This window comes from Winogradskyella psychrotolerans (assembly GCF_018860565.1).
Classification (GTDB): domain Bacteria; phylum Bacteroidota; class Bacteroidia; order Flavobacteriales; family Flavobacteriaceae; genus Winogradskyella; species Winogradskyella damuponensis.
In genome coordinates this window covers 197,392-220,796 of record NZ_JAHKPS010000001.1, presented here as the reverse complement: position 1 = coordinate 220,796, position 23,405 = coordinate 197,392, and the positions used below count along the sequence as shown (strand labels likewise).

General features: G+C 31.4%; 24 protein-coding genes. 10 read left to right on the top strand and 14 right to left on the bottom strand.

Going from position 1 to position 23,405, the window contains the following annotated elements; genetic code table 11:
* Positions 1-23: 23 nt before the first annotated feature.
* A complete protein-coding gene (locus KO504_RS01060) occupies positions 24-440 on the top strand; it encodes a DUF2141 domain-containing protein (protein WP_215924478.1) in 417 nt (138 codons plus the stop codon).
* Between the two features lie 79 nt (positions 441-519).
* Here the strand turns inward: KO504_RS01060 and KO504_RS01055 are convergent, their stop codons facing one another.
* On the bottom strand, positions 520-999 hold the full coding sequence (locus KO504_RS01055) for a Dps family protein (protein WP_215924477.1): 480 nt from the start codon (positions 997-999) through the stop codon (positions 520-522).
* A 104-nt stretch (positions 1,000-1,103) separates the two neighbouring features.
* On the opposite strand from KO504_RS01055, the gene KO504_RS01050 reads away from it, so the two are divergent.
* The 3 genes from KO504_RS01050 (at position 1,104) to KO504_RS01040 (ending at position 6,090) form a co-directional block, all read left to right on the top strand.
* Positions 1,104-2,042, top strand: coding sequence for a LysR substrate-binding domain-containing protein (locus tag KO504_RS01050; RefSeq protein WP_215924476.1), 939 nt, complete (start codon positions 1,104-1,106; stop codon positions 2,040-2,042).
* A 493-nt stretch (positions 2,043-2,535) separates the two neighbouring features.
* The gene (locus KO504_RS01045; RefSeq protein WP_215924475.1) at positions 2,536-2,871 is read left to right on the top strand and encodes a hypothetical protein; all 336 of its coding nucleotides are present in this window, start codon (positions 2,536-2,538) and stop codon (positions 2,869-2,871) included.
* A 3-nt stretch (positions 2,872-2,874) separates the two neighbouring features.
* Positions 2,875-6,090: a zinc-dependent metalloprotease gene (locus KO504_RS01040; RefSeq protein WP_215924474.1), complete on the top strand. Its 3,216-nt coding sequence runs from the start codon at positions 2,875-2,877 to the stop codon at positions 6,088-6,090.
* A gap of 167 nt (positions 6,091-6,257) precedes the next feature.
* Here KO504_RS01040 and KO504_RS01035 read toward each other — a convergent pair whose 3' ends face one another.
* The 4 genes from KO504_RS01035 to KO504_RS01025 form a co-directional block, all read right to left on the bottom strand.
* Complete coding sequence (locus KO504_RS01035; RefSeq protein WP_215924472.1) at positions 6,258-7,841, bottom strand: helix-turn-helix transcriptional regulator; 1,584 nt, start codon at positions 7,839-7,841, stop codon at positions 6,258-6,260.
* A 323-nt stretch (positions 7,842-8,164) separates the two neighbouring features.
* Positions 8,165-8,362, bottom strand: a complete 198-nt coding sequence (locus KO504_RS17295) for a hypothetical protein (RefSeq protein WP_252723588.1) — start codon at positions 8,360-8,362, stop codon at positions 8,165-8,167.
* A 224-nt stretch (positions 8,363-8,586) separates the two neighbouring features.
* Entirely contained in the window at positions 8,587-9,411 is an 825-nt protein-coding gene (locus tag KO504_RS01030) for a TIGR00266 family protein (protein WP_215924470.1), read from the bottom strand.
* 126 nt (positions 9,412-9,537) lie between these two features.
* Positions 9,538-9,993 (bottom strand): DUF4442 domain-containing protein, encoded by a 456-nt coding sequence (locus KO504_RS01025; RefSeq protein WP_215924468.1) that lies wholly within the window; start codon positions 9,991-9,993, stop codon positions 9,538-9,540.
* A gap of 146 nt (positions 9,994-10,139) precedes the next feature.
* On the opposite strand from KO504_RS01025, the gene KO504_RS01020 reads away from it, so the two are divergent.
* From KO504_RS01020 to KO504_RS01000, 5 genes are all read left to right on the top strand, one after another.
* Entirely contained in the window at positions 10,140-10,586 is a 447-nt protein-coding gene (locus tag KO504_RS01020; RefSeq protein ID WP_215924466.1) for a DUF4870 domain-containing protein, read from the top strand.
* A 116-nt stretch (positions 10,587-10,702) separates the two neighbouring features.
* A complete protein-coding gene (locus KO504_RS01015) occupies positions 10,703-11,044 on the top strand; it encodes a PadR family transcriptional regulator (protein ID WP_215924464.1) in 342 nt (113 codons plus the stop codon).
* The gene (locus KO504_RS01010) at positions 11,041-12,828 is read left to right on the top strand and encodes a PspC domain-containing protein (protein ID WP_215924462.1); all 1,788 of its coding nucleotides are present in this window, start codon (positions 11,041-11,043) and stop codon (positions 12,826-12,828) included. The genes KO504_RS01015 and KO504_RS01010 overlap by 4 nt, the downstream gene beginning before the upstream one ends.
* A 98-nt stretch (positions 12,829-12,926) precedes the next feature.
* The gene (locus KO504_RS01005; RefSeq protein WP_215924460.1) at positions 12,927-13,655 is read left to right on the top strand and encodes a head GIN domain-containing protein; all 729 of its coding nucleotides are present in this window, start codon (positions 12,927-12,929) and stop codon (positions 13,653-13,655) included.
* Positions 13,656-13,901: 246 nt separating this feature from the next.
* Positions 13,902-14,738 (top strand): GIN domain-containing protein, encoded by an 837-nt coding sequence (locus KO504_RS01000; RefSeq protein ID WP_252723587.1) that lies wholly within the window; start codon positions 13,902-13,904, stop codon positions 14,736-14,738.
* A 17-nt stretch (positions 14,739-14,755) separates the two neighbouring features.
* On the opposite strand, the gene KO504_RS00995 is transcribed toward KO504_RS01000, so the two are convergent.
* The 5 genes from KO504_RS00995 to trxB all read right to left on the bottom strand — a co-directional run bounded on the left by KO504_RS00995 (position 14,756) and on the right by trxB (position 18,905).
* Positions 14,756-15,349: a YceI family protein gene (locus tag KO504_RS00995; protein WP_215924458.1), complete on the bottom strand. Its 594-nt coding sequence runs from the start codon at positions 15,347-15,349 to the stop codon at positions 14,756-14,758.
* Positions 15,350-15,411: 62 nt separating this feature from the next.
* The gene (locus KO504_RS00990) at positions 15,412-16,689 is read right to left on the bottom strand and encodes a hypothetical protein (protein WP_215924456.1); all 1,278 of its coding nucleotides are present in this window, start codon (positions 16,687-16,689) and stop codon (positions 15,412-15,414) included.
* A gap of 38 nt (positions 16,690-16,727) precedes the next feature.
* Complete coding sequence (locus KO504_RS00985) at positions 16,728-17,318, bottom strand: YceI family protein (RefSeq protein WP_215924454.1); 591 nt, start codon at positions 17,316-17,318, stop codon at positions 16,728-16,730.
* A 183-nt stretch (positions 17,319-17,501) separates the two neighbouring features.
* Positions 17,502-17,906, bottom strand: a complete 405-nt coding sequence (locus tag KO504_RS00980) for a lipocalin family protein (RefSeq protein ID WP_215924452.1) — start codon at positions 17,904-17,906, stop codon at positions 17,502-17,504.
* Positions 17,907-17,921: 15 nt separating this feature from the next.
* Positions 17,922-18,905 carry a thioredoxin-disulfide reductase gene (gene trxB, locus KO504_RS00975; protein ID WP_215924450.1) on the bottom strand — a complete coding sequence of 328 codons (984 nt, stop codon included), beginning with the start codon at positions 18,903-18,905 and terminating at the stop codon, positions 17,922-17,924.
* A 161-nt stretch (positions 18,906-19,066) separates the two neighbouring features.
* Between trxB and KO504_RS00970 the strand changes: the two genes are divergently transcribed.
* Positions 19,067-19,546: a hypothetical protein gene (locus tag KO504_RS00970; protein WP_215924448.1), complete on the top strand. Its 480-nt coding sequence runs from the start codon at positions 19,067-19,069 to the stop codon at positions 19,544-19,546.
* A gap of 94 nt (positions 19,547-19,640) precedes the next feature.
* On the opposite strand, the gene KO504_RS00965 is transcribed toward KO504_RS00970, so the two are convergent.
* From KO504_RS00965 to KO504_RS00950, 4 genes are all read right to left on the bottom strand, one after another.
* Positions 19,641-20,252, bottom strand: coding sequence for a hypothetical protein (locus KO504_RS00965; protein WP_215924446.1), 612 nt, complete (start codon positions 20,250-20,252; stop codon positions 19,641-19,643).
* 30 nt (positions 20,253-20,282) lie between these two features.
* Positions 20,283-20,705, bottom strand: coding sequence for a hypothetical protein (locus KO504_RS00960; protein ID WP_215924444.1), 423 nt, complete (start codon positions 20,703-20,705; stop codon positions 20,283-20,285).
* 109 nt (positions 20,706-20,814) lie between these two features.
* A complete protein-coding gene (locus KO504_RS00955) occupies positions 20,815-21,462 on the bottom strand; it encodes a response regulator (protein WP_215924442.1) in 648 nt (215 codons plus the stop codon).
* Between the two features lie 3 nt (positions 21,463-21,465).
* Positions 21,466-23,319, bottom strand: a complete 1,854-nt coding sequence (locus KO504_RS00950; protein WP_215924440.1) for a tetratricopeptide repeat-containing sensor histidine kinase — start codon at positions 23,317-23,319, stop codon at positions 21,466-21,468.
* Between the last annotated feature and the right edge of the window lie 86 nt (positions 23,320-23,405).

The window sequence follows — 23,405 nt, the reverse complement described above, 5'->3', positions numbered from 1 at the left end:
CTAACCATTAAAAACTTAAAACCATGAAAAATTTACTTTTAACTTTCGCTTTAGCATTAACAACCTTGTTCAGCTTTTCTCAGGACTCTAAAACAAGCATCACTGTAACTATAGATAACGTAACAAGTGATAAAGGCACCGTTAAATTATCTTTACATACAGCAGACACATTTATGAAAGGAAAAGGACTCATGAGTGCCCAATCTAAAATAAAAGATGGAAAAATTACAGTCACTTTTGAAAATGTTAATCCAGGCGACTATGCTATTATTGCTTTTCATGATGAAAATGAGAATAGTAAAATGGACTTTAGAGAAAATGGAATGCCATTAGAATCTTATGGTATGTCTAATAACTCTATGGCTTTTGGACCACCAAATTATAATGATGCAAAATTTACAGTTGCAGATAAAAACTTAGATTTAAATATTCGTTTCTAATAAAACACTCAATATACTCAAACAAAAAAACTTCAGATTTCTCTGAAGTTTTTTTTGTAACTAAAAGCTTGTATGACCTTTAAACTGTTTCACCCAACCACGCTTTCATCATCCAAACCGTTTTTTCTTGTTCAGTAATGAAATCACTCATCATTGAATTAGTTCCTTCATCATTAGCTTCTCCAGCTGTTTCTAAAATTCCTCTTTCTATTTTCAATAATTCTGACAATGAATCTACAATTAGTTGAACTGCTTTTTCATCTTTAGAAATATTTTTTCCAACCGGTACTTTTGCCGCTTTAGTGTAGTCTTCAAAGGTATGTAATGGCGTAGCGCCTAGTGTTAAAATACGCTCTGCTATTTCATCTACTTTAAGATTCGCATCTGTATATAATTCTTCAAATTTCACATGAAGATTAAAAAAACCGCGTCCTTTTATGTTCCAATGAATACCTCTTAAATTTTGGTAATACAATTGAAAATTTGCTAATAACTGGTTTAATTCATCAGCTAATACTTTTGTTTTTTCGGTATCTAAACCGATGCTATTAAGTGTCATAATGTGTTGTTTTTTTGTTTATTCAAAGTTACGATTTAAATAAGGCTTATTTCGTATAGTTTTTATGAATACTTTATATACTTTTATAGTCTAAATTAATAGTTATGACCATTACACAACTAAAATATGCTTTAGCCATAGCAGAACATAAGAATTTTACCAAAGCAGCAGAAAAATGCTTTGTAACACAACCTACCTTAAGTACTCAGATTCAGAAATTAGAAGACGAATTAGATATTACTATTTTTGACAGAGGTAAGAAACCAATTGAATTAACAGATGTTGGAAGAAAAATTGTTTTTCAAGCCAGAAACATTGTAAATGAAGCCGATAGAATTCAAGATATTGTAGATCAACAAAAAGGATTTATAGGTGGTGAGTTTAGGTTAGGTATTATTCCTACCGTTATGCCAACACTGTTACCAATGTTTTTAAAGAATTTTATAAAGAAATTCCCAAAAGTTAAATTAAAAATTGAAGAATTAACCACTGAAGAAATTTTAACACGACTTAGCGATGGTCACTTAGATGCAGCCATTGCTGCCACTCCTTTAGAGAGTGACAATATAAAAGAGCGTGTTTTATATTATGAACCTTTTGTGGCTTACATCCCAGAAAACCACCGATTAAAAGACAAGAAAACCATTGAAGTTTCTGATCTAAGTATTGATGACATGCTGCTTTTAGAAGACGGTCACTGCTTTAGAGATGGTGTTATTAATCTCTGTAAAACATTTAAAGATCAAATTGATGAAAATTTTCAATTGGAAAGTGGCAGTATAGAAACGCTCATAAAATTATCTAATGAAGGTTTGGGCATGACATTATTGCCGTATTTACACACTTTAGATGTGAGAGAAAAATTAAACCCTAATTTAAGACACTTTAAAGAGCCCTCTCCTGCTAGAGAAGTGAGTATTATTTATCATAAAAGTGAATTAAAAATGCAAATCATCAACGCATTACACGATGTTATTTCAGGCATTATCAGAGGTGCAATCGCTTTTCAGAATGTAGAAATTATTAGTCCAAAAGCGAAGTAAAAATGCCTTCACAATATAACTCTACCAATTCAATTTCAATAGCCACATTTAACTTCTAAACCAATAATATCTATTGCAAACTAATGTTCCTAGTTTGCAATAGATATTAAATTATACATCATTATTATTTCTTAATATTAGGTCTCGTAAATTCATTCTTAATTCTTCTTTTTTAAAAGCTATTCAAACATAAAAAAAACAAAAGTGTTTCATTAAATTATGATTGCTTTCTAAGGTTTGATATTGTTCATTATAAAAAATAATCTATACTCTTAAAAATTCCTTTTCGCACCATATAATCATAAAATTAAAGTGTTGCGTAGTCCTTGAGTAGTACTATTTTATTGAGAAACTGCATCTATATATATTTTTGTACAAAAATATATAACTCTTGATTTTCAGCAGAAACATTTTAATAATTATCATTCTACTTTCATCTAATTACAACTGTAAGACGACACCTTTAGGTCTTAATATTGATCGTAATAAAAAAGTGAAATATGTAGAAGTTTATGGCTCTATTTGTTGCCCTAGAGATTACAAATATGATCATCATTTAATGAGTTATATAAACGACTTTGAAAAAACAAATGATGTCAGTATAAATTCTAGCTATAAATTATCATTGGGTAAAGAGGGGGAAGCAGCTTATTTTTTAAGTCTCGAAAACCTATCTCAAAACCTTCAAAATAAATTTATAAATGATCGTTTAAAAACACTACAAACAAATGATGAATCAGCAATAAACCACCTCAACAATCCAATTACACTTAAACAAGCACTTAAGCCTTGGAAAAATAAAACAGTAAATAATTTAATAAAGATATAAATAATGAAAATAACTACTTTTAGGTTCTTTTGCCTTTCTTTCTTGATTCTTTTAACAACAAATATCTCATTTGCCCAGCAAGCAGAAAAATGTGGTACAGACCAAATATTAGAAATAGAACGTCAAAAAAACCCGATACGCTATGACCTAAACAGAGCTCAAATTGAAGCGTTCACACTCAATTACAGACAAAATGCAGCTGCACGATCTACACAAAACACAGTAACAATCATACCAACTATTGTACATATAATGCATAACGGAGAAGCAATTGGCACGTATCCCAATATAAGTGAAGTACAAATATTAAGTGCAATTTCTAATTTAAATGATGCCTTTAAGAATCAAGGTATATATAATGGTACTGCATTTTACAATAACCCAATGGATATTGAATTTGTTTTAGCTAAAGTAAAAGAAGATGGTACCTCAACCACAGGTATAGAAAGGCATGACGTTACAGGTAAATCTTATGCTTCTCTTTACAGTAGTGATGGTATAAGTGGTGGTGTCTCTGGTGTTGCACCTGAAGTATTATTTAAAGATTATATATGGAACCCTCAAGATTACATGAATATATGGATTGTAAATAAAATAGATGGTGTAGATATAGGTACTGACGGTGTTGGTACTTTAGGCTATGCAACATTACCTGGATCTAATCCTGGTGTTACGGATGGTCTAGTATGCCAAGCAAGAGCATTTGGTTACGAGCCAACTTACGACCCAAATAACCCATCAGCTACTCCCGGTTTTGATTTTGGTACAGGATCGACTAATGCTTCTGGAAATGGTACTGCAGATCATGAGGTTGGACATTATTTAAACTTACTACATACCTTTACTGGTGATAATGATGAAACAACTTGTCCACCAGTCAGTGGAACAGTCGGCATTGATGATGATGGTTGCCCAGACATCCCTCCACATATAAGAACAAACTCTATTTGCCCTGCAGATAATCCCACAGGAAATAGTTGTACTGGAGGATCAAATGAGTACATTCATAACTTTATGGATTATTCATCAGACCCTTGTTTCACAGGTTTTTCAAATGACCAAAGAACAAGAGTGAATGCAACCATAGATGGGCCGAGATCTGCTTTTAAAACATCTTTAGGTCATATAGCTCCTTCTGGTACATATCCTGCTACAGTAACAAATACACCGCATGTTCAAAATGATTATAATGATGGCATGGGTGTTTACGAAATAACTTTAAACGGTACTACATACACGTCAGTTTCTGGGTATCATGATGGGCGTTACATCAATAGAGTTGCTTCTCAACCTGCAACAACTTTAGCTTCAAATACAGCCTATACTATGACAATAAAAGTAGGTGTTGGTAATGTTAATGATAATGAATTGGTAGATGTTTATATCGATTATAATAATGATGGTACTTTTACCACTAGTGAGCGTGTGTATCAAACTGCTGGTGGAGATGGAAAAAAGAATGGAGATGTTTTCTCTTTTAGTTTTACAACACCAACTACTGGTAATTTTGTAGATAACCAAAAGCTTAGAATGAGAGTCATATCTGGTTATGATAATAGCAATGATACTTTAAGTTCTGCATATATCTCAGATTACGGTAATATTGAAGATTATTCTGTAATATTTAACCCTAAACTAACCTACACTTTTGATAATAATACTTGGCTACCTGATAATCCTATTGGAGTTGCCACTGTTAATGACGATATTGTTATTAATACTGGAACTGCAAACATTTCTGCTAATACAAGTTGCGCCAATTTAATAGTAAATCCAGGAGCCGCATTAACGGTTGATTCAGGTGTAACTGTTACTACAACTACTGTAAATTTAAATTCCACATCACAACGCTTTTCAAGTTTAATATCTGACGGCACCATTACAGGAACCATAAATTATAATAGATATGTTTCTCAAGTTGCGCCAACTGGCACAAACGACTTAGTTTCTTCACCAGTAGATGGACAAATGTTCGGAGCTTTTGCAACAGCAAATTCTAATTTAGCCACTTCTGGTACTCTAAGCGCATTTGCTCCTTATAATACAAGTGCTGGAGTTTATCAAAATTATGATTCTAGTACAAATGCCTCAACTTTAATAAATGCTGGTACAGGTTACCGAGTTGGAACAACAGATGGAAGTACACTAACTTTTACAGGAAACGTTAGAACAACTAATGTTCTCGATATTCCATTATCCAATGCTGTTGCTGGATCCGCATGGAACCTCATAGGAAACCCTTACCCGTCATATATAGATTTTGATACGTTTTTTAATACCAATAAGACGGAGTTTGATTCTAGTAGTGCATACCAAGCCATTTATGGTTATGACGGCAATGCATCTAATGGATGGACCGTTTGGAATTTAGCCACTATAGCAGATGGAACAATTACTGAATTAATTGCACCAGGCCAAGCGTTCTTTGTTAAATCTAAGTCCACAGGAGGTTATGTTGATTTTAATACCGATATGCGTCGTACAGGTAATTCTGATGATTTTATTGTAGGAAGAAGCAACTATTCAAATGTAGCTTTGTGTAAGTTAAATTTAAACAACGCTGCTAATCTTACCTCTACACGCATCTATTTTATTGAAAATACAACACGAGGTTTAGATGTTGGCTATGACGCAGGTTCTTATATGGAAAGTGCATCTGAATTCTCAATATTCTCAAATTTAGTAGAAGACAATACCGGCTTAAGTTTGGCAATACAAACTTTACCTTATGACGATTTTAATGACGTTATTGTTCCACTTGGAGTTAAAGCACAAGCTAATGAAACATTAACCATTTCTATTGATGATATTTCTACATTGCCCGAAGGAATTAATGTCTATTTAGAAGATTCTACTGAAAACACTTTCACACTATTAAACGATAATGGGTATTCATTTACGTCGTCAACTGATATCAATGAAACCGGTCGTTTTTATCTTCGTTATTCTTCTTCTGTTTTATCTACTACAAAAAATGAATTAGATAGTTTGCAGATTTACGCTTCAATACATCCAAAAGAATTGGTAGTATTTGGCCAGTTAAACGAAAAAACTAAGGCAAATATTTATGATATTCAAGGACGATTAATGCTAAATAGCAATTTAGACCCTTTAAGTACAACAAATCATATCGATGTATCTACACTTTCTACAGGAATTTATATTGTAAAAATATGGAGCGATAATTTAGTTAAAACCCAAAAGGTGATTATTAAATAGCCAATCTTTATGAGATACTAAAAGCTGCCTTAACCGTTAGTTATGGCAGCTTTTTTTTGACGATATTTATCATAAAACGTAAAGTTATTCATAAACTTTAATCGCTTTACTTGTATAATTTTATAAACTGAGAGGTCTTCTGTTTCAGCAAAATACTGTGTTTACTTTTAAATATTTCGCAAATAATCAACAAGGGAAATTCCTTTTTCTTGAAGGCTCATTTTTTTACTTATTCTGTAACGTTTACTCTCTACTGCTCTTTCTGAAGAATTTAAAAAAGCCGCTATTTCTTTATTCTTAAAACCTGTAAAAATGTAATAGCATATAATGACTTCAGAATGATTTAATTCTGGATGAATTGAATTTATCTTATTAAAAAATTCAACATTAAGTTCATTTATAAGTTCTATATGGCTTTCTCCTTTATTTAATAATGTTGTAGAGTTATTCTGAATGTTTTTATAAAGTTTTTTTATTTCAGTTCGTTGCTCAGCCATATCGCTAATGGTAGAAATCTGTTTTATATCTTTTTTTACATTAGTTAAATAATCTTCTAAACCATGAACCTTGACTTTTAATTTTTCGTGATTGGTTTGTAAATATGAAAACTCTTTATTTTGTTTAGAAAATGACTGTAATCTCTTTTTAATAGTTTTATAACGCAGTATTATAATTACAAATATAACCAATAAGACACCTAACAGACCAAGTATGAAATTTCTATTGATGTTCTTTTTCTCAGTTTCTACAGCTAATTGATGTTCAGAATTCAAAAGCTCATCATTTATTTGCACACTGGCATTAATTGTTTCTTTTAGGTTCTGTTCGTACAAATATTTTAAAGAATCAACATAAACGTTTTTATTATCTATATCTGCAATACTTTCGTAATAATTTATAAAAAAAGTATAATGGTTTTCTCTATCAGCATTATTCATCAATTTGCCAGTTTTGCGAACCTTTAAAAGATAATAAAACGCAGAATCTATAGCTTTTCTTTCTAAATGTACCTCAGCCAAGCAATTATACGCAGTAATAAGATGAGAAGTGTGCAATGATAGTGAAATCGTATTATCGTTTTTTAAGTCTTTTAAAAGATTAAGATATTTATGGGCATTTTTAAAATCGTGTAAATGCGTGTAATTGTTAGACAACATAAACAATGCATACATATAATAATAGCCATCATCTTTGATGTTTTTATAATCCTCAAGATGTTCAAGAATCAACTGATTGCTTTTCTTATAATTAGTTTTATAAAATTCCACATAAGCTGGCATTTGCATAACTTCTGCTAAGCCATTTGTATTATTATCCAATGTGTAATAGATTTTAGCATCCTTTAGATACTTAAATGCTGTCGTATCATTTTTATTTATATAAGTATTATAAAACAATTCTAAACTAGCCATACCAGCAATAGCATGGTTTTCTTCAAGTTTAGCATACTTTAAGGTTAACATAAAATAATGAAACTTCTTTGCCTCTTCATTAAGCCCATCACTAACAAGAGCCTTTAATTGGTAATATTCTGCTAATTGACCTTCTATATTGGATATAACAGGCTCAGGAATAGAATCTAAAAAATGTTGCGCTATTTCGGGATTTTCAGAAACATAAATATCTGCTGAATCTATAAGTCTATAAAAGCCATTTGATTTCTTGTGTTGTCCAAATGAAAATGAAGTGCAAAGAAAAAACAGAATAAAAACAACACTTTTAAATATATCACGGCATCTATTTACTAACAAACTTTTCTATTTTATTGAGAGGTACAAATCTAAAAAAGACTTTCTAATGGCTAAGAAATGTGAGAAAAAAAATTATTAATTATTCTACACTAATACAATTATCGAATAAAAAGGTGCATTTGAATGTTCTATTAATTAACTTGATAAAAAACATAATTTTATTTTTATTCATAAACCAAATGTTCCGAAAATAAAATCTTTAATGATAATCGGAACATAATTTCTAATACTATTCGTGATGCCTTTGATTTTAAGAAACATAGAAATTATTAGCCCAAAAGTGAAGTAAAAAAAAGCGTCCCAAGGTTATTGGGACGCTTTTTTTATGCTTTTAAATAAATTAAACATTGATTTAATTCCGGGTTTTGATTGATTAGGGACTGAATATATATTCTAAGTTCTTCAAGTTCGTGAGGCAGTAATCGCCTAACTGCTTTTTGTACTTCCTTGCAGAATAATGTCGCATCAAAACTCACTTTGCTAAGTACAGTTTTAGTGTACTCGTACATCGCTCTCGCCATAGTTTATTTTTAGTTTTAGGTTTAACAAAAGTAGATATTCTCTATAGGCTATTGTTTCAATTATGTCTTAAAGATAATAAAAATTAACAATGAAACTCATTTTCACAGAAAGTTTAACAGCTTCTTATGTTAAAAGTTTGGAAATAACTCCTTTAAAATATTTGTGAAGGCAAAAACAAACCACCAAACCCGTAACAAACTACAAAACAGCCAGTTATTTGTTTTTAAAATCTATTATCACCATCCAACAAATCGCCTAAGCCTCCCAAAATACTACCTTCACCTTTAGACTTTCCACCTCTTGGTACAGAAGCTAAAACACGTCCTGCCAATCTACTAAATGGTAAAGATTGAATATATACTTTTCCTGGTCCTTGAAGCCTTGCAAAAAATAAGCCTTCCCCACCAAAAATGGAATTTTTTATACCTCCAACAAACTCAATATCGTAATCTACACCTTGTGTAAAACCAATAATACACCCTGTATCTACACGTAACGTTTCGCCTGCTGCCAAAGTTTTTACGGCTGTGGTGCCCCCTGCATGAACAAATGCCATACCATCTCCTTCTAACTTTTGCATAATAAAACCTTCACCTCCAAAAAGTCCACGTCCTAATTTTTTAGAAAACTCAATACCTACACTAACCCCTTTTGCCGCGCATAAAAAAGCATCTTTTTGGCAAATAAATTTTCCGCCATATTCCATTAAGTCAATCGGAATTATTTTTCCAGGATAAGGAGAAGCAAAAGACACGTTTCGTTTACCTACAAGATCGTTATAAAAAGCTGTCATAAATAAGCTTTCGCCTGTAAGAATACGTTTTCCAGCTCCAAGTATTTTACCTAAAAGGCCTGTATCTTTTTCTGAACCATCTCCAAAAATGGTATCCATTTTTATGCCATCGTCCATCATCATAAAGCTTCCTGATTCTGCAATTACGGCTTCTTGCGGGTCTAACTCTATTTCTACATATTGCATTTCTTCACCATAAATTCGGTAATCTATTTCGTGTGCGTTTCTATCGCTAAAATCTGGTAATTTTTCCATAATTAATGTATTGTTTTAAGATTGATTCACTTATATGTTGATAGAATATGTAAATTGTTACAGTTTATAAAAATTTCAATTACTAAATTTATTATGCCTATTTACGGTAAACTTTAAAAGTAAAACCTATGACTTTACTTTTAGTGTCCATTCAAAATTAAAAGAAGAGACTTCTACTCCATCTGCATTTACTCCATTGGCATTTAACCAAACTGTTTGCCCTTCGCCTGTTTCTATTGCTTTTGATATTGCGTCATTAATCTTTTCACCTTCAACACACTTAAATGTAATTCTTCCTGTAGCTTTTTTAGTAAATGATGCGTTATTACTTGCAACCAACATGGATATTTTTTTTCCGCTTTCTCTTATCTTTTGCATAACTAAAGCACCCGTAGTTAACTCTGCCGCCATACCTTGCACAGCCCAAAACATAGATTTAAATGGATTTTGATTTACCCAACGATGTTTTACCGTAACAACACAAGAGTTATTATTTAATTCTTGAGTTCTCACACCTGTAAAATATGCTGCAGGCAGCTTAAACATTAGATATTTATTGAGTTTAGAAGGAGTGATTTTCATATAGATTGATAATATTTTTCACTAAAATAATCGAAAAAACTCAACATAACTAATGTTAATAAAATGTTAATTTTTAGTACCATGCGTAACATAATACCTTTTTAAAGACATATATTTGTATAAGCAACTATTATATACTTTTAAACATGTTAAACAATCATCATAAAAATTTAGCGACATTTATACACTTGTCTACCTTTTCTAGGTTTGTAATTCCGTTTGGGAATTTTATTGGTCCAATAGTATTATGGGCAGCTAACAAGGATAAATCAGAATTTATAGATACGCATGGTAAGCAAGCCATTAATTTTCAGATTAGTGTTTTACTCTATGCTATTATTATAGGCACTTTAAGTGTTCCTTTTTTCATCTTTAAATTATTTAGAGGCTTAGATGTTATAGATTTTCATGGTTTTCATGATTTTCATATTAATGTAGGCGAGCCTTCCCCTTTATTATATATAGGAGGTGGATTAGGTGCATTGGCAGTAATCGCTTTTATAATAGAATTAGCTCTTATTGTTAAAGCGAGCTTATCGGCTAGAGATGGACAGACGTTTAAATATCCTTTTACCATCAATTTTTTAAAATAATTAATGTTGAATTAATTTCAGCAACCAAAATATTCATCAATCGGTACTGAACGTACTTCAGTATCACAAATCAATCAAAAAATGAACAGTTTAATAGAATTTAAGAATTATATCATATGAAGATAGAAAACACAAAAGCACAAATGCGTAAAGGTGTTTTAGAATATTGCATATTATCCATTTTAAAAGATGAAGATGCTTATGTTGCAGAAATTCTGGGCACACTAAAAGACGCAAAAATGCTTGTTGTAGAAGGAACCATATATCCACTATTAACAAGATTAAAAAACGCTGGATTACTCAATTACCGTTGGGAAGAATCGACATCTGGACCACCAAGAAAATATTATGGACTTACCGAAACAGGAAAGCTGTTTCTTAATGAATTAAACTCAACCTGGAGCGACTTACAAAATGCCGTTAACCTAGTAACCAATACAAAAACAACAAAGAAATGAATAAAACAGTCAATATAAATTTAGCAGGTATATTCTTCCATATAGACGAGGATGCATACCTTAAATTGCAACGCTATCTTGAGGCTATAAAACGTTCATTTACAGACTCTCAAGGTCGTTCAGAAATTATAGCAGATATAGAAGCTCGTATTGCAGAATTATTCTCTGAACGTATACAAAACGAAAAACAAGTGGTTGGTGTTAAACTCGTTGACGAGGTTATTGCCATTATGGGGCAACCAGAAGATTACCTCGTAGATGACGAAATCTTTGAAGATGAACCTAAACAACACTACAAACAAAAATCAACAACATCGAGACGATTGTTTAGAGACACAGACAACTCTTATGTTGGTGGTGTTTCGGCTGGTTTAGGTCATTATTTTGGTATTGATGCCTTATGGATTAGAATTGTTTGGTTTCTTTTAATATTTGGTGCAGGTACAGGTTTTCTGCTTTATATTTTACTTTGGGCATTAATACCTGAAGCAAAAACTACAGCCGAAAAACTAACCATGACTGGTGATCCGGTAAATATCAGTAATATCGAAAAAAAAATTAAAGATGGTATTGATACCGTTTCTGAAACGGTAAAAAATGTAGATTTAAAAAAACATGGAGACAAACTAAAAGAAGGCTTTGATCATGTATCTGATAATATATCGGAAACCGTAAAAGGTGTTAATTTTCAAAAGCAAGGCAGTAAACTAAAATCGAGTTCTCAAAACTTTTTTGATGGCATTGGTTCAATTATCATGTTCTTCTTAAAAGTGATTGCTAAATTCATTGGTATTATCTTAATTATTGTAGGTATTAGTGCTTTAATAGCCATGATAATCGCTTTATTTACTGTAGGAATCACTGATGTTATTCATTTCCCTGGTATGGATTTTATTAATGCCTCTAATGCGGCTAATATTCCTATCTGGCTAATGTCGTTACTACTATTTTTTGCTATAGGAATTCCATTTTTCTTTATATTCTATTTAGGTTTAAAGATTTTGGTAAACAACCTAAAGTCTATAGGGAATATTGCAAAATTTGCATTATTAGGTCTTTGGATTGTCTCAATTATTGGACTCATTATTACAGGAATTAAACAAGCCACAGAACAAGCATATGATGCGAATTTCACTAAAGTTGACGATACATTAAATATTGCTTCAGGCGATACACTGAAAATTAAAATGGTTGGTCACGATGAATATAACAAACATTTATATAGCGACAATAATGGCTATAGAATTAGTAGTACAGATGATGGTAACAATATTATATCAACAACAGATATAAGGCTTACTGTAAAATCTACCACAGACTCTTTAGCTAGCATAAAAATTATTGCTTTGGCAAGAGGTAGTAGTTATGAATTAGCAAGAAAACGAGCTAATGAAATTAAATACAATTATTCTATAGTAAATAACGAACTAAAATTAGATTCATATTTAATTACGCATGCTTCAAATAAATTTAGCGATCAACATATTGAAGTGGTATTGTACCTACCTGAAGGTAGCATCTTTATTGCCAACAGCAATACACAAAATTTTCGTCGCTATTATAAATCTTCAAACGAAATTCTTAAGCGAGGAATGGAAAACCATTTCCTAAAAGTAAAAGAAGATGATGTTGAGTGTTTAGATTGCGATGATGACATTGAAAATGAAGAATTCATTGAAGAAACAAGCGAAATTATTGAAACCATTACTAATAAAGAAAAATCAGAAGTTACCATTTCAATTAACGAAGAGAATGGTGTTAATATTGAAATTAATGACAATTGAAACCAAAAATTCTACAAGTCATCACATTTTAATATACCATTAAGCCTAATCAACTTAAATTTATAAAAATTTCATCAATCAAAAAACCAACAGAAATCATGACTACATTAACAAGAATTATCGTAACCAGTATTATTAGTTTATTAATGCTATCCTGTAACTTTTCCATGAATTTTGGACAAGGAATAGATGGTAATAGAGAAGTTATCACAGAAGAGAGGACTATTTCTAATGACTTTAACGAAATTAAAATTAGCCAAGGTTTAGACCTCTACATTACTCAATCTAATAATGTTAATTTAAGCGTTGAGGCAGATGCAAATCTTCACGATCTAATTATGACAGATGTAGAAAATAATATATTACGAATATATTCTACTCAAAATATAAGAAGTGCATCTTCAAAAAAAATTAAACTTAACCTTAAAGACATTTCTGTAATAAAAGCCACAAGTGGTAGCGATGTTTATTCTACAAACACTATTGAAGTTGACAAACTAGAATTAAACACAACAAGCGGGTCCGATATTACATTAGACGTAAAAACGCTAACATTATATTGTAACTCTACAAGCGGAAGCGATATAAAAATTAGCGGTACCACAAAAGCACTCACTGCATCTGCAAAAAGTGGAAGCGATATTGACGCCTCTAACCTTTTAGCCGAAACATCTGATGTAAAAGCCACAAGTGGTGCTGATATTTCTGTAAACACCACAAAAGCGTTAACCGCTAAGGCTACAAGTGGTGGAGATATTAAATATTATGGAAATCCTGAAAAAGTAGAAAAAACTGACACTTCTGCTGGTAGTGTAAAACAACAATAATCATTTAAGTTTAGATATTTATTTAACACACAAAATACTAAAGACCAATCAATTATAAATCATCCTAAATTCTAATTAGAGTTTGGGATGATTTTTGTATATCTTAGTTTAATAACTTTTATTTGACCTATATTAAATAGAAATCATTAATATTGACAATTAAAATAGATCTAAGCGGTAGAAAACCTTAAAAAGTGACCAATTTGATACGTTTTGTGTCTCTTAAAAGACAGTAAACTTTAGAATATGAAAAAAATATTACTTATTCTGCTTTTAATGATTGTTGCGACACCTATTGCAACAGCTCAATCGGCAGAAAAAATTAAAGGAAACAGAAATGTTACTATTAAACAAACATACATTGATGATTTCCATTCGATTGTAGTTGATGGTGATTTTTCAATAGAGATTGTCTATAATAGTAAACCCTCTGTAAATATAGAAGCAGATGATAACTTACATGAAGTTATTCAATTTAACGTTGTAGATGGCGTTCTTACTTTTGTTGAAACCATTCGCATTTCATCAAAAAAGAAACTAAATATTACTGTAAACTATAGCGATGGACTTCATACTATTGAAACTAGAGGTGACGGCGAAATTAGATCATTAACATCTATGGAACTTGGAGATGTTACTTTAACGACTGCAGATAACTCTAGAGCATATTTAAATATTAATGCTAAAACTATCATTTATAAAAGTTCAGGAAAATCGAAAACACGATTAAACCTCACTGCAGATACAACCAAAATTGAATTAAGCGACAACAGTAAGCTAGACGCCTTAATTAACAGTAAAGTAGCAGACTTTGATTTATACCAACGCTCTGATGCTGTTATTGAAGGTACCGCAAATAGTTCTGTTATTAGATTAGATAATTCCACAAACTTTAACGGTCCAAAATTCGACGTTAAAACTGCAGATACAAGTATTGAAGGTAGTAGTGATTTAACGATTGCTGCAATTGATCAGATTTCTATTGCGGCTTCTGGTAATAGTGAAATTTATTTATTTGGAAGTCCTGCAATAACAATTACGAAGTTTGAAGACACAGCTAAATTGCAGAAGAAAAAACGCTAAATAAGACTACTAAGGCTCTACTCTAGTATTTTAAGAGAAAACTGAATCTCTATTTTAGGTGAAACTTTTACCATACCTAACATTTTTGTTGGTGCAGTTAAACTAAAATCATTGATATCTAAAGGCATTACTCCACTTACATGTAAATCGTTATTATTAATTACAGAAATAGGAATCGTATAAGTGTTTACGATATTGCTAATGTTAATTTCTATAGTTGCTGTAATAGAGTTTGCTTTTGTTTTAGATTTAGAAAGCTTTTTTAACTTGAGTGTTATTTCCGGAAATTCTTCGGTATTAAGTAATTTATTAAAATCTTTATTAATAGCCTTACCTCCACAGTTAAACTCTAAATTAGGAAGTATTAGTTTGGTATCGTTAAACTTAACGATACTATCTTCATCTTTGTATGTAATATTAATAGCTTCTGAAATGGCAGTCATATCAAACTGACATTCAAAAGTACTGACATTCGTTTTTCCTTTAATTTTCAGATAACTTTCTGAAGAAAGGTTTATAGTAGACTCCTTAAATTTAGACACGTCCATTTTAGGAATAAAGCTCGCAGATCCAAAAAAAAATAAAATTATATATGATAATGTCTTAAGCATAACTAAAGGTAAAAAAACAAGGCCTCTATCGTAATGACAAAGGCCTTTTTATTTATTAGTACTTAGAAACTAATTACAGCTTCAAGTATAACTCCATCAAATTTACCATCTTCAAGAAGGTCTCCTGCTGGGTAATCGTTATAACTTTGGCTTACGTACTCTGCTTTCATCAGAACATTCTTAGTTAAAAACCAACCTGCTCCTAATTGAAATCTATCAACACTTACGTCTTTACCACCAGCTAATTCAGCACTTACAGTATTGTAACGTGCCCCTAAAAACACATTTTCAGTTTCTCCAAATCTGTAAATAACTTCACCTGCATATTGGTTAGCATCTCTTCTGTCTGTTTCTGCTAATGCTTTACCTGATGTTACTTCAATCGTACCAAATACTTCTAATCCACCATATTTCACAAATGGATTAATCATAATTGCAGTAATTTGATTTTTGAATCCAGGATCAAAACGTCCAGATCTAAAATTATCATTAGTTGCAGTAGCATCTTGCATAATATTATAATATCTAGAACCTGCTCTATCTGCAGAATATAAATATACATTTGGTGCATATCCTGTATTATATAAAGATCCTGTTAATCTGAATCTAAAATCATCATTGATTTGTTTATCGTAACCTAACTTTGCTAAAAAAGCAGCACCACCTGTTGTTCCATCAGATACAGTTGTACTTTGGTTTAATTTACCATTAGTAAATCCTATCATACCAAAAAGTCCCATATCTGTTGTGTAATACACTTCTGCTCCAACTTCTGTTGTAAAAGAATCCATTATTAAGTTTCCAACAAATGGGTTGTATAGTGCTTGTGCATTATCACTTCTTCTAAAATGCGCATCACCATAGTTGTTTTCCATATGTCCAATTTTAATCGTTGTATGCTTCATTAGGTCTTCCATAAAACCTTCTCTAATAAAATCTAATTTGTCTATTTTAAAATAACCCCCTTTTACATAAGGCTCATGGTGATGTCTAGAAGACAAATACGTTCTTAAATGCATACTTACACCATCATACAGCGCTACATCTAAATCTAAATTAGCTGTTGCTAAGTTAAAGTTGCTACCTACTTCTGCTAAAGGTAATGTACCTGAATTTTCGTTATTTAACGCTTGGTATTGAAGAGCAAATGAACCTCCAATTCTAACATACAAGTCTTCAAAAGAAGTGATTGTATCTTTTTTTGCCTCAAAAACATTGATACCTCGTTGATCTGGTTGCCTGTAATTATCGAAGTCTCTTTTATTTTTTGTCTGTGCAGATAAAGAATACCCCATTGTCAATACAATGATAAAGCTTACAAGTTTTAGTGCTAATTTCATAATTTATTGGTTTAATTTTTAATTGATTTTGAATTATATTATTTGGTTTCGAATACAGATTTGAATTCGATTTTAATTGCATCTCCTGTTTTAATAGTTCCTAATAATGCTTTAGGTGGATCAATTCCAAAATCTGTCATTTTAAATGATTTTTCGCCATTGAGTAAAACCTTATTTCCCTCTAGCTTTAGAATCATATCTATAGACATATTTTTTGTAACACCAGCAATAGTCATTTTACCTGTTGTAGAAACTTTAAACGATTTATCGGATAACTTTTCTGCTTTTTTAACCGAAACAAGGTCAAAAGTCATAGTCTTATAATCTTCTGTTTTTAAAGCTTTATAAGTGTTTTTGTCCATTGAAGATTTTCCACTTTTAAGACTCTCTGCTTCTACAGAAAAACTTAAAGTTTTAATTTCTAAATCTCCTGATTGCGCAATAACAATTTTACCTGATTGCTTTTCTGTTTCTAAGGTCCAATCGTGTAAAGAAGATGTACCATGAACTTCTAGAACTGAAGCATTATTATTTAAGATATAATTTTGAGATAAAGCAACCTGAAAAGAAAAAAGACTGCTTAAAAATACTGTTAGAAAAAATACCGGAAATTTAATTGAATGTTTCATAGTTGCGTTTTTATGTTTGTGCAAAGATTTACATAAAAAGCATTTTAATTTATGACAAAAGTCATACATCAATTATTTCTTACAAAAAATAAACGCTTAAGGTATTTTAAAATTTTGCATAAAAAAAAGCCGAAGTTTATTTGCTTCGGCTTTTAGTTATTAAGATTGTAATAATAACTTATTCTAACGTTGGTATGTTTCAACTAGCGTTCCTTCTCCACTTATATTAGTTGTCCACTTTAAAGTAGATTCAGTTAGCTCATTAACTTCTAAAACATAAGCTTCTAAACCAGCTTCTGAGTCATCCCAAGTTATTGTAAGTATGGTTTCATTTTTAGTCCAGCTTCCAAATTCAGATATATTTTCTCCATTAATTCCGAAACCTCCATATATAAATTCAACGCGATTGTTAGATGTAAATTTCACTGTATTACTATCAGGAACACCTATATTACTCCCATTAAAAACACTAGAGACACCTGTCCATGTTCCTATTAGTAATGAATTATTTGCATTATCAGTACTGTCATCACTTGAGCACGATACCAAAATTAAAAATACAAACGCACCTAATAAGTATTTCTTCATTAAGCTTACTTTTATTTAATTGTAACTAGAAGTAGCCACCTCAAAATCAGAATCTTTAGCTGCCAAATAACGTTCAGCATCTAAAGCAGCCATACAGCCTGTTCCAGCAGCAGTAATAGCCTGTCTGTACACATGGTCTGCAGCATCTCCACTTACAAAAACCCCCTCTACATTGGTTTTACTTGTCCCTGGTTTTGCGTTGATAATATAACCTGTTTCGTCTAAATCTAAAAAGTCTTTAAAAATATCTGTATTGGGTTTATGACCAATTGCTACAAAGAATCCTGTAGCTTCAATATCGTGTTTTTCATTGGTTTTGTTGTTATAGACTCTAACTCCTGTAACCACTTGTCCGTCACCTAAAACCTCATCCGTTTCAGTGTTGAAAAGTATTTCAATATTTTCAGTATTCTTTACACGTTGTGCCATGATTTTAGAGGCTCTAAATTCATCACGTCTTACCAACATGGTTACTTTTTTACAAAGTTTAGATAAGTAGTGAGCTTCTTCACAAGCAGAATCTCCAGCTCCTACAATTACTACCTCTTGATTTCTATAAAAGAAACCATCACAAACAGCACAAGCAGAAACACCGCCTCCTAATTTTAAATATTTTTGTTCAGAAGGTAAACCTAAATATTTTGCAGATGCTCCAGTAGAAATAATAATAGTATCTGCATGAATTTCTTTCTCTTCATTTACCCAAACTTTATGAACATCTCCTGAAAAATCTACTTTAGTTATCCAACCATGGCGCACATCAGTACCAAAGCGTTCTGCTTGCTTTTGTAGCTCAATCATCATTTCTGGTCCCGTAATTCCTTCTGGGTATCCAGGAAAATTCTCAACTTCATTGGTAGTTGTTAATTGACCACCAGGCTGCTCTCCTTGGTATAAAACAGGAAACATATTAGCTCTTGACGCATAAATTGCAGCTGTGTAACCTGCTGGGCCAGAACCTATAATTAAACACTTTACTTTTTCAATTGTATCAGACATATTATGTATTTTATTACGTAAAACAAAAGTAGGTTTTTTGTATAAATCCTTACATAGAAGTTATTAACAGTAATTATAGTATCATAAATATTTTAAATCATGGCTTCTTTTACTCATAATTTCGTAATTTAAAGGTGTTTAATAGTAAAATCCAAGAAATTATGTCGCGTAAAATTTTAGTTTTAAGCCTTGCATTGGTGTTTATATCTTCTTGTAATGACCAACCCGAAAAGACTACAACAGCTGTTGAAGTTGAGGAAATTATTGATAAAAACAGCAAAAATCTCAAAGGCACATGGGAATTAGTTGGATTTTATAATTATAAAGATAATGTGGTTGTAGATTCTTTTAATACATCTTCAAGCTCTAGACAATTAAAAATGTATACAGACACAAAAGTCATGTGGTGTAAACATAAACCTGCAGATTCTTCTGAATGGTTTGGGTATGGTACTTATAAGTATAAAGATGATACTCTTACTGAGGTTTTAGATTTTGGATCTGCGGTAATGAATGAGGTGATTGCTGAAAAAAAAGCGTTTAAATTTGAATTACAATTACAGAACAATCGTTTTCAACAAATTGAGTTAGATGAAGATGGTAATCGTATTTATTCTGAAAATTATAAACGTATAGAATAAAACTCAAACGGTAAAAATTTTAAAATATATAAAGCCTGCGCACATCTTTTAAAATAATGTAACGCAGACTTTACCCCTAAATAAAAACTAAATATTAGTCTTTTAATGTATACACAACGGTTAATCTAAGATATTCCGTGCCAGAATTTGCAGCTCTCCAATACGACTCCTCTCCTAAATCGTAACTACTTATAGAAAATAATTTATCTATTTCCTCTCCTGAAACTTCCGCAAGTAATTCTGCATTTTTGCGTGCATTTTCCAGAGCTTTTTGAGTTAATAACTTAATCTCTGCATCAAATATTTTAGATTTAACCTGAACATAAGAAGGCATGACCTGAGACATTTTTATATTAGTAAGTTTTAAAATATCTTTTTTGCTCTTGGTTTCATATCTAAGAACAGTTCCCTCAGTTCTATAACCCATTGCCGCAAAAGCCAAATCATCCCTTATAAACTTTGAAGTATCAATGTTTAGACTTTTAACCTCTTCGTAATACTTAGCCAACAACTCGTCTAAAGTTTTATATGGACCATCGCCATAATAGCCTTTTTCTAATGACAAGGTGACTTCTGTTTTGTACATTACATCATCTAATGGTTTTTCTACTGTACCATGAACTGTAATTGATCTTTCTGGTGTTATTTGCTGTGCTTTTGCATATACTGAAGCACATAGCATGAGTATTAAAATAATAGGTTTCATAATAAAATATAGTGGTTTGAATTATAGTGGTTATACTGTAAACATAAAAGAAGCAGCAATCATCCAACCTCCAACTACAAGGCCTAGAATACCTAATTTACCTAATTTGGGTGCTAATGTTTCTCTTATTTTGGCCGCTTTTTCCTTTGCAGCTTCGTTTTTACTTAGCAATAATTTGTTTATCATACCAAAGCCAAGCATAAACCCAAGTGCAGCTTCTACAAAGCTTCCTGCTAATAAGGTTATCCACCAAATTGGTGCTACTGATAACCAGCCCATATTAAGAAAGGCAGAAATAATTCCCCAAACTCCAAAAAAGCAAAAGACAATACCTATCCAACCTTGGTAAGGTGCTACTTTGTCTAACAGTTCTTGTGCGTTAGGTTTTTTTGATAAAATAAGTGATGGCACTGCAATAATGCTCAAAAGAATTAATGAAATTCCGTAAATCATAATGTTTAATTTTTAGTGATTAATTATGATGCAAATTTCAATAAACAAGCCAGTGCAAAACAGACGGTAACTAGTAAAAGTGCTTACCCTGTTTTCAGGGATAAAGATATTATTTAAGCATTCCTTTTTCTACGGCATAACGCGTAAGACCTGCCAAATTGCGTACTCCTAGCTTAGAGATAAGGTTTTTACGATAACTTTCAATAGTATGCTTACTTAAAAACAACTGGTCTGCAATTTCTTGAGTTGTATACTCTTGTGCGATGAGTTTTAAGACTTCCGTTTCTCGTTTACTTAATGAAATTTCAGGTTCAGATTTAGCAGAAAACATAGCTTCCATTAGGATCTGCTTAATGTGAGGTGAAAAGTAATTTTGACCTCCTAAAATAGATTTAATAGCTTTTAATAACTCTGTCTTTTCTGCATTTTTAGAAATATATCCATTTGCATTAGCTTCGGTAAGTGTTTTTATTTTTTTAGCATCTTCAAGCATGCTAACCACAAGGGTTTTGATGTGTGGAAACTCTTCTTTTATTACAGCATTGAGCTCTACACCATCCATTTCTGGCATATTTATATCTGTAATAACTAAATCTACTTTTTGATCTGTATTAATTCTTATATACTTTAAAACCTGTGTCCCTGTTTTTGCTGTAAGAATAATATTGATGGATTTTTCTTCTGCTAAAATACTCGTCAAGCCATCTAAAAACATAGCATGATCGTCTGCAATTATTATAGAAAATGGTGTTTTCATAAATTATGTTTGTGGTATACTGATACTTATTACAGTTCCTCTATTCTCAGCTGTATTAATAGAAATTGTTCCGTTAAAATCGGCAACTCTGGTTTCAATATTACGTAGCCCTATGCCTTTATTATTAGCGTTTAAATTGAATCCTATACCATCGTCTTCATAAATAAGTTCTATACTCTTTTCTTCGGGAAGTGATGTGAGCTGTATACTAACTTCTTCGGCCTTAGCATGTTTTAAAGCATTAGTAATTAATTCTTTTATAATATTAAATAAGGCAACTTGAATAGACACATTAATTTCATTGATAGCCTCTTTAGGAAAAACGTCTAGGCGCAAATCTACTGAAGTGTCACTTAGGCTGTTTACATAATTATTAAGCAAATCCGTAAAAGCAGCCCCTTCGAATTCTTTTGGAATTAAACTATGAGAAATCTCTCTCACTTGATTATAGGTCATATCTAACTGATTTAAAATCTGCCTAAATTCTGGTTGATGGTCACCAAAACTATTCATCTTTAATTTAATACCTGCTAAATTACCACCTATACTATCGTGTAATTCTCTAGCGATTCGCTCGCGTTCTTTAGATTGAACTGCGATGGCATTTTTTGCCAATTCTAATTCCTGCGATTGTAATAAGGTCTTAACTTCTTGTTGATTTATAGCCTCTTGCTGCTTGTTTAATAAACTCTGCGTTTGTAGCTTTTGATAATAAACCACAAGCAATAAAACAACGGGTATAAGAATGATTAAAAAACCTATTAAAAAAGCATACTTTATTGTTGTTTGTCTTTCAATTTCTGCTTCTTTTAATATTTGATCTTTTTGTAATTTATCAATCTCTTTTTCCTTTTTTAAGGTTTCGTATTTAAGTTCCAAATCTTTTACCAAACGTTGATTTTGCTTACGTGCTATTTCCCTACTAACACTTTGGTATTGGGTCATTAAACTATAGGCGTTTTTATAATCTTCTTTGGCATTATAAAGTCTTGCTAATGCATCTATAACTTTTTGTTGCAATTCTAAACGGTTCCACTGAATGGTATTTATATAGGCTGTACTTAACGCCATTTGCGAAATGTCGTAGTTGTTTAACATCGCATAGCCATAGCCAATATCTAAAATTGCTTCAATGTACAAATCGTAAAACCCATTATTTAAAGCTTCAGTTTTTATGGCTTCTGAACTATCAATTAGAGTTTCGTAATGACCTTGCCTCAACTCTATTTCAGCCAAATTGAGTTGTAATTCTAGTTTTAACTTTTGGTAATCTTCTATAAACGCTTTAGACAATGCTTTATCTATCATCGTTTTTGCTAAATCATAATCTTTATGTAGAATTAAAAAAAAGCTTTTTATCACCACATTTTTCAAATAGAAATCATCATTTGTATAGGCTTGTGGTAATTCTTCTAAAAGCTCCTGAGCTTTGTTAAATTCACCTTTAAACAAATACGTTTCTGCTAATTGTAATTTTAAATAATTATGAATATAATCTTTAGGAGTTGATGTTTCAATACCTTGAATATACGAGCTTGTAGCTTCATCTAACAATCCCATTTTTTGAGCAGCAACCCCTTCAAAATATAAAGCTCTAAGCTTAATCTCTTTAAGATCCTGAAACGTTGAATCTTTATAAAACGCTTCACTTTTCATCAATTTACCATAATGCATTAAAGAATCTGCATGACCTGATTTAAGGTAAATCTGTGCAATAGTATCTAAATATTGAAATCGGACTTGCGGTGTTTCTGCTGCATTTAATTTTATAAAAAAATCATTGCTAACAACATTAGGCAGGTGACCAAACGCCCTAAAATTGTGCTGCTTTTCTTGAGTAAAACCTAGAAAGCACATCACCCCGAACACAAGAAAAACTATTTTTCTAATTTGCATTATTGCTATAAAATCTATTGACAAATGTAATATATTGCTATTCTATT

Coding starts and splice junctions, on each gene's coding strand:
- KO504_RS01060 (WP_215924478.1), top strand. CDS start 24: ATGAAAAATTTACTTTTAACTTTCGCTTTAGCATTAACAACCTTGTTC.
- KO504_RS01055 (WP_215924477.1), bottom strand. CDS start 999: ATGACACTTAATAGCATCGGTTTAGATACCGAAAAAACAAAAGTATTA.
- KO504_RS01050 (WP_215924476.1), top strand. CDS start 1,104: ATGACCATTACACAACTAAAATATGCTTTAGCCATAGCAGAACATAAG.
- KO504_RS01040 (WP_215924474.1), top strand. CDS start 2,875: ATGAAAATAACTACTTTTAGGTTCTTTTGCCTTTCTTTCTTGATTCTT.
- KO504_RS17295 (WP_252723588.1), bottom strand. CDS start 8,362: ATGGCGAGAGCGATGTACGAGTACACTAAAACTGTACTTAGCAAAGTG.
- KO504_RS01030 (WP_215924470.1), bottom strand. CDS start 9,411: ATGGAAAAATTACCAGATTTTAGCGATAGAAACGCACACGAAATAGAT.
- KO504_RS01025 (WP_215924468.1), bottom strand. CDS start 9,993: ATGAAAATCACTCCTTCTAAACTCAATAAATATCTAATGTTTAAGCTG.
- KO504_RS01020 (WP_215924466.1), top strand. CDS start 10,140: ATGTTAAACAATCATCATAAAAATTTAGCGACATTTATACACTTGTCT.
- KO504_RS01015 (WP_215924464.1), top strand. CDS start 10,703: ATGAAGATAGAAAACACAAAAGCACAAATGCGTAAAGGTGTTTTAGAA.
- KO504_RS01010 (WP_215924462.1), top strand. CDS start 11,041: ATGAATAAAACAGTCAATATAAATTTAGCAGGTATATTCTTCCATATA.
- KO504_RS01005 (WP_215924460.1), top strand. CDS start 12,927: ATGACTACATTAACAAGAATTATCGTAACCAGTATTATTAGTTTATTA.
- KO504_RS01000 (WP_252723587.1), top strand. CDS start 13,902: ATGAAAAAAATATTACTTATTCTGCTTTTAATGATTGTTGCGACACCT.
- KO504_RS00995 (WP_215924458.1), bottom strand. CDS start 15,349: ATGCTTAAGACATTATCATATATAATTTTATTTTTTTTTGGATCTGCG.
- KO504_RS00990 (WP_215924456.1), bottom strand. CDS start 16,689: ATGAAATTAGCACTAAAACTTGTAAGCTTTATCATTGTATTGACAATG.
- KO504_RS00985 (WP_215924454.1), bottom strand. CDS start 17,318: ATGAAACATTCAATTAAATTTCCGGTATTTTTTCTAACAGTATTTTTA.
- KO504_RS00980 (WP_215924452.1), bottom strand. CDS start 17,906: ATGAAGAAATACTTATTAGGTGCGTTTGTATTTTTAATTTTGGTATCG.
- trxB (WP_215924450.1), bottom strand. CDS start 18,905: ATGTCTGATACAATTGAAAAAGTAAAGTGTTTAATTATAGGTTCTGGC.
- KO504_RS00970 (WP_215924448.1), top strand. CDS start 19,067: ATGTCGCGTAAAATTTTAGTTTTAAGCCTTGCATTGGTGTTTATATCT.
- KO504_RS00965 (WP_215924446.1), bottom strand. CDS start 20,252: ATGAAACCTATTATTTTAATACTCATGCTATGTGCTTCAGTATATGCA.
- KO504_RS00960 (WP_215924444.1), bottom strand. CDS start 20,705: ATGATTTACGGAATTTCATTAATTCTTTTGAGCATTATTGCAGTGCCA.
- KO504_RS00955 (WP_215924442.1), bottom strand. CDS start 21,462: ATGAAAACACCATTTTCTATAATAATTGCAGACGATCATGCTATGTTT.
- KO504_RS00950 (WP_215924440.1), bottom strand. CDS start 23,319: ATGTGCTTTCTAGGTTTTACTCAAGAAAAGCAGCACAATTTTAGGGCG.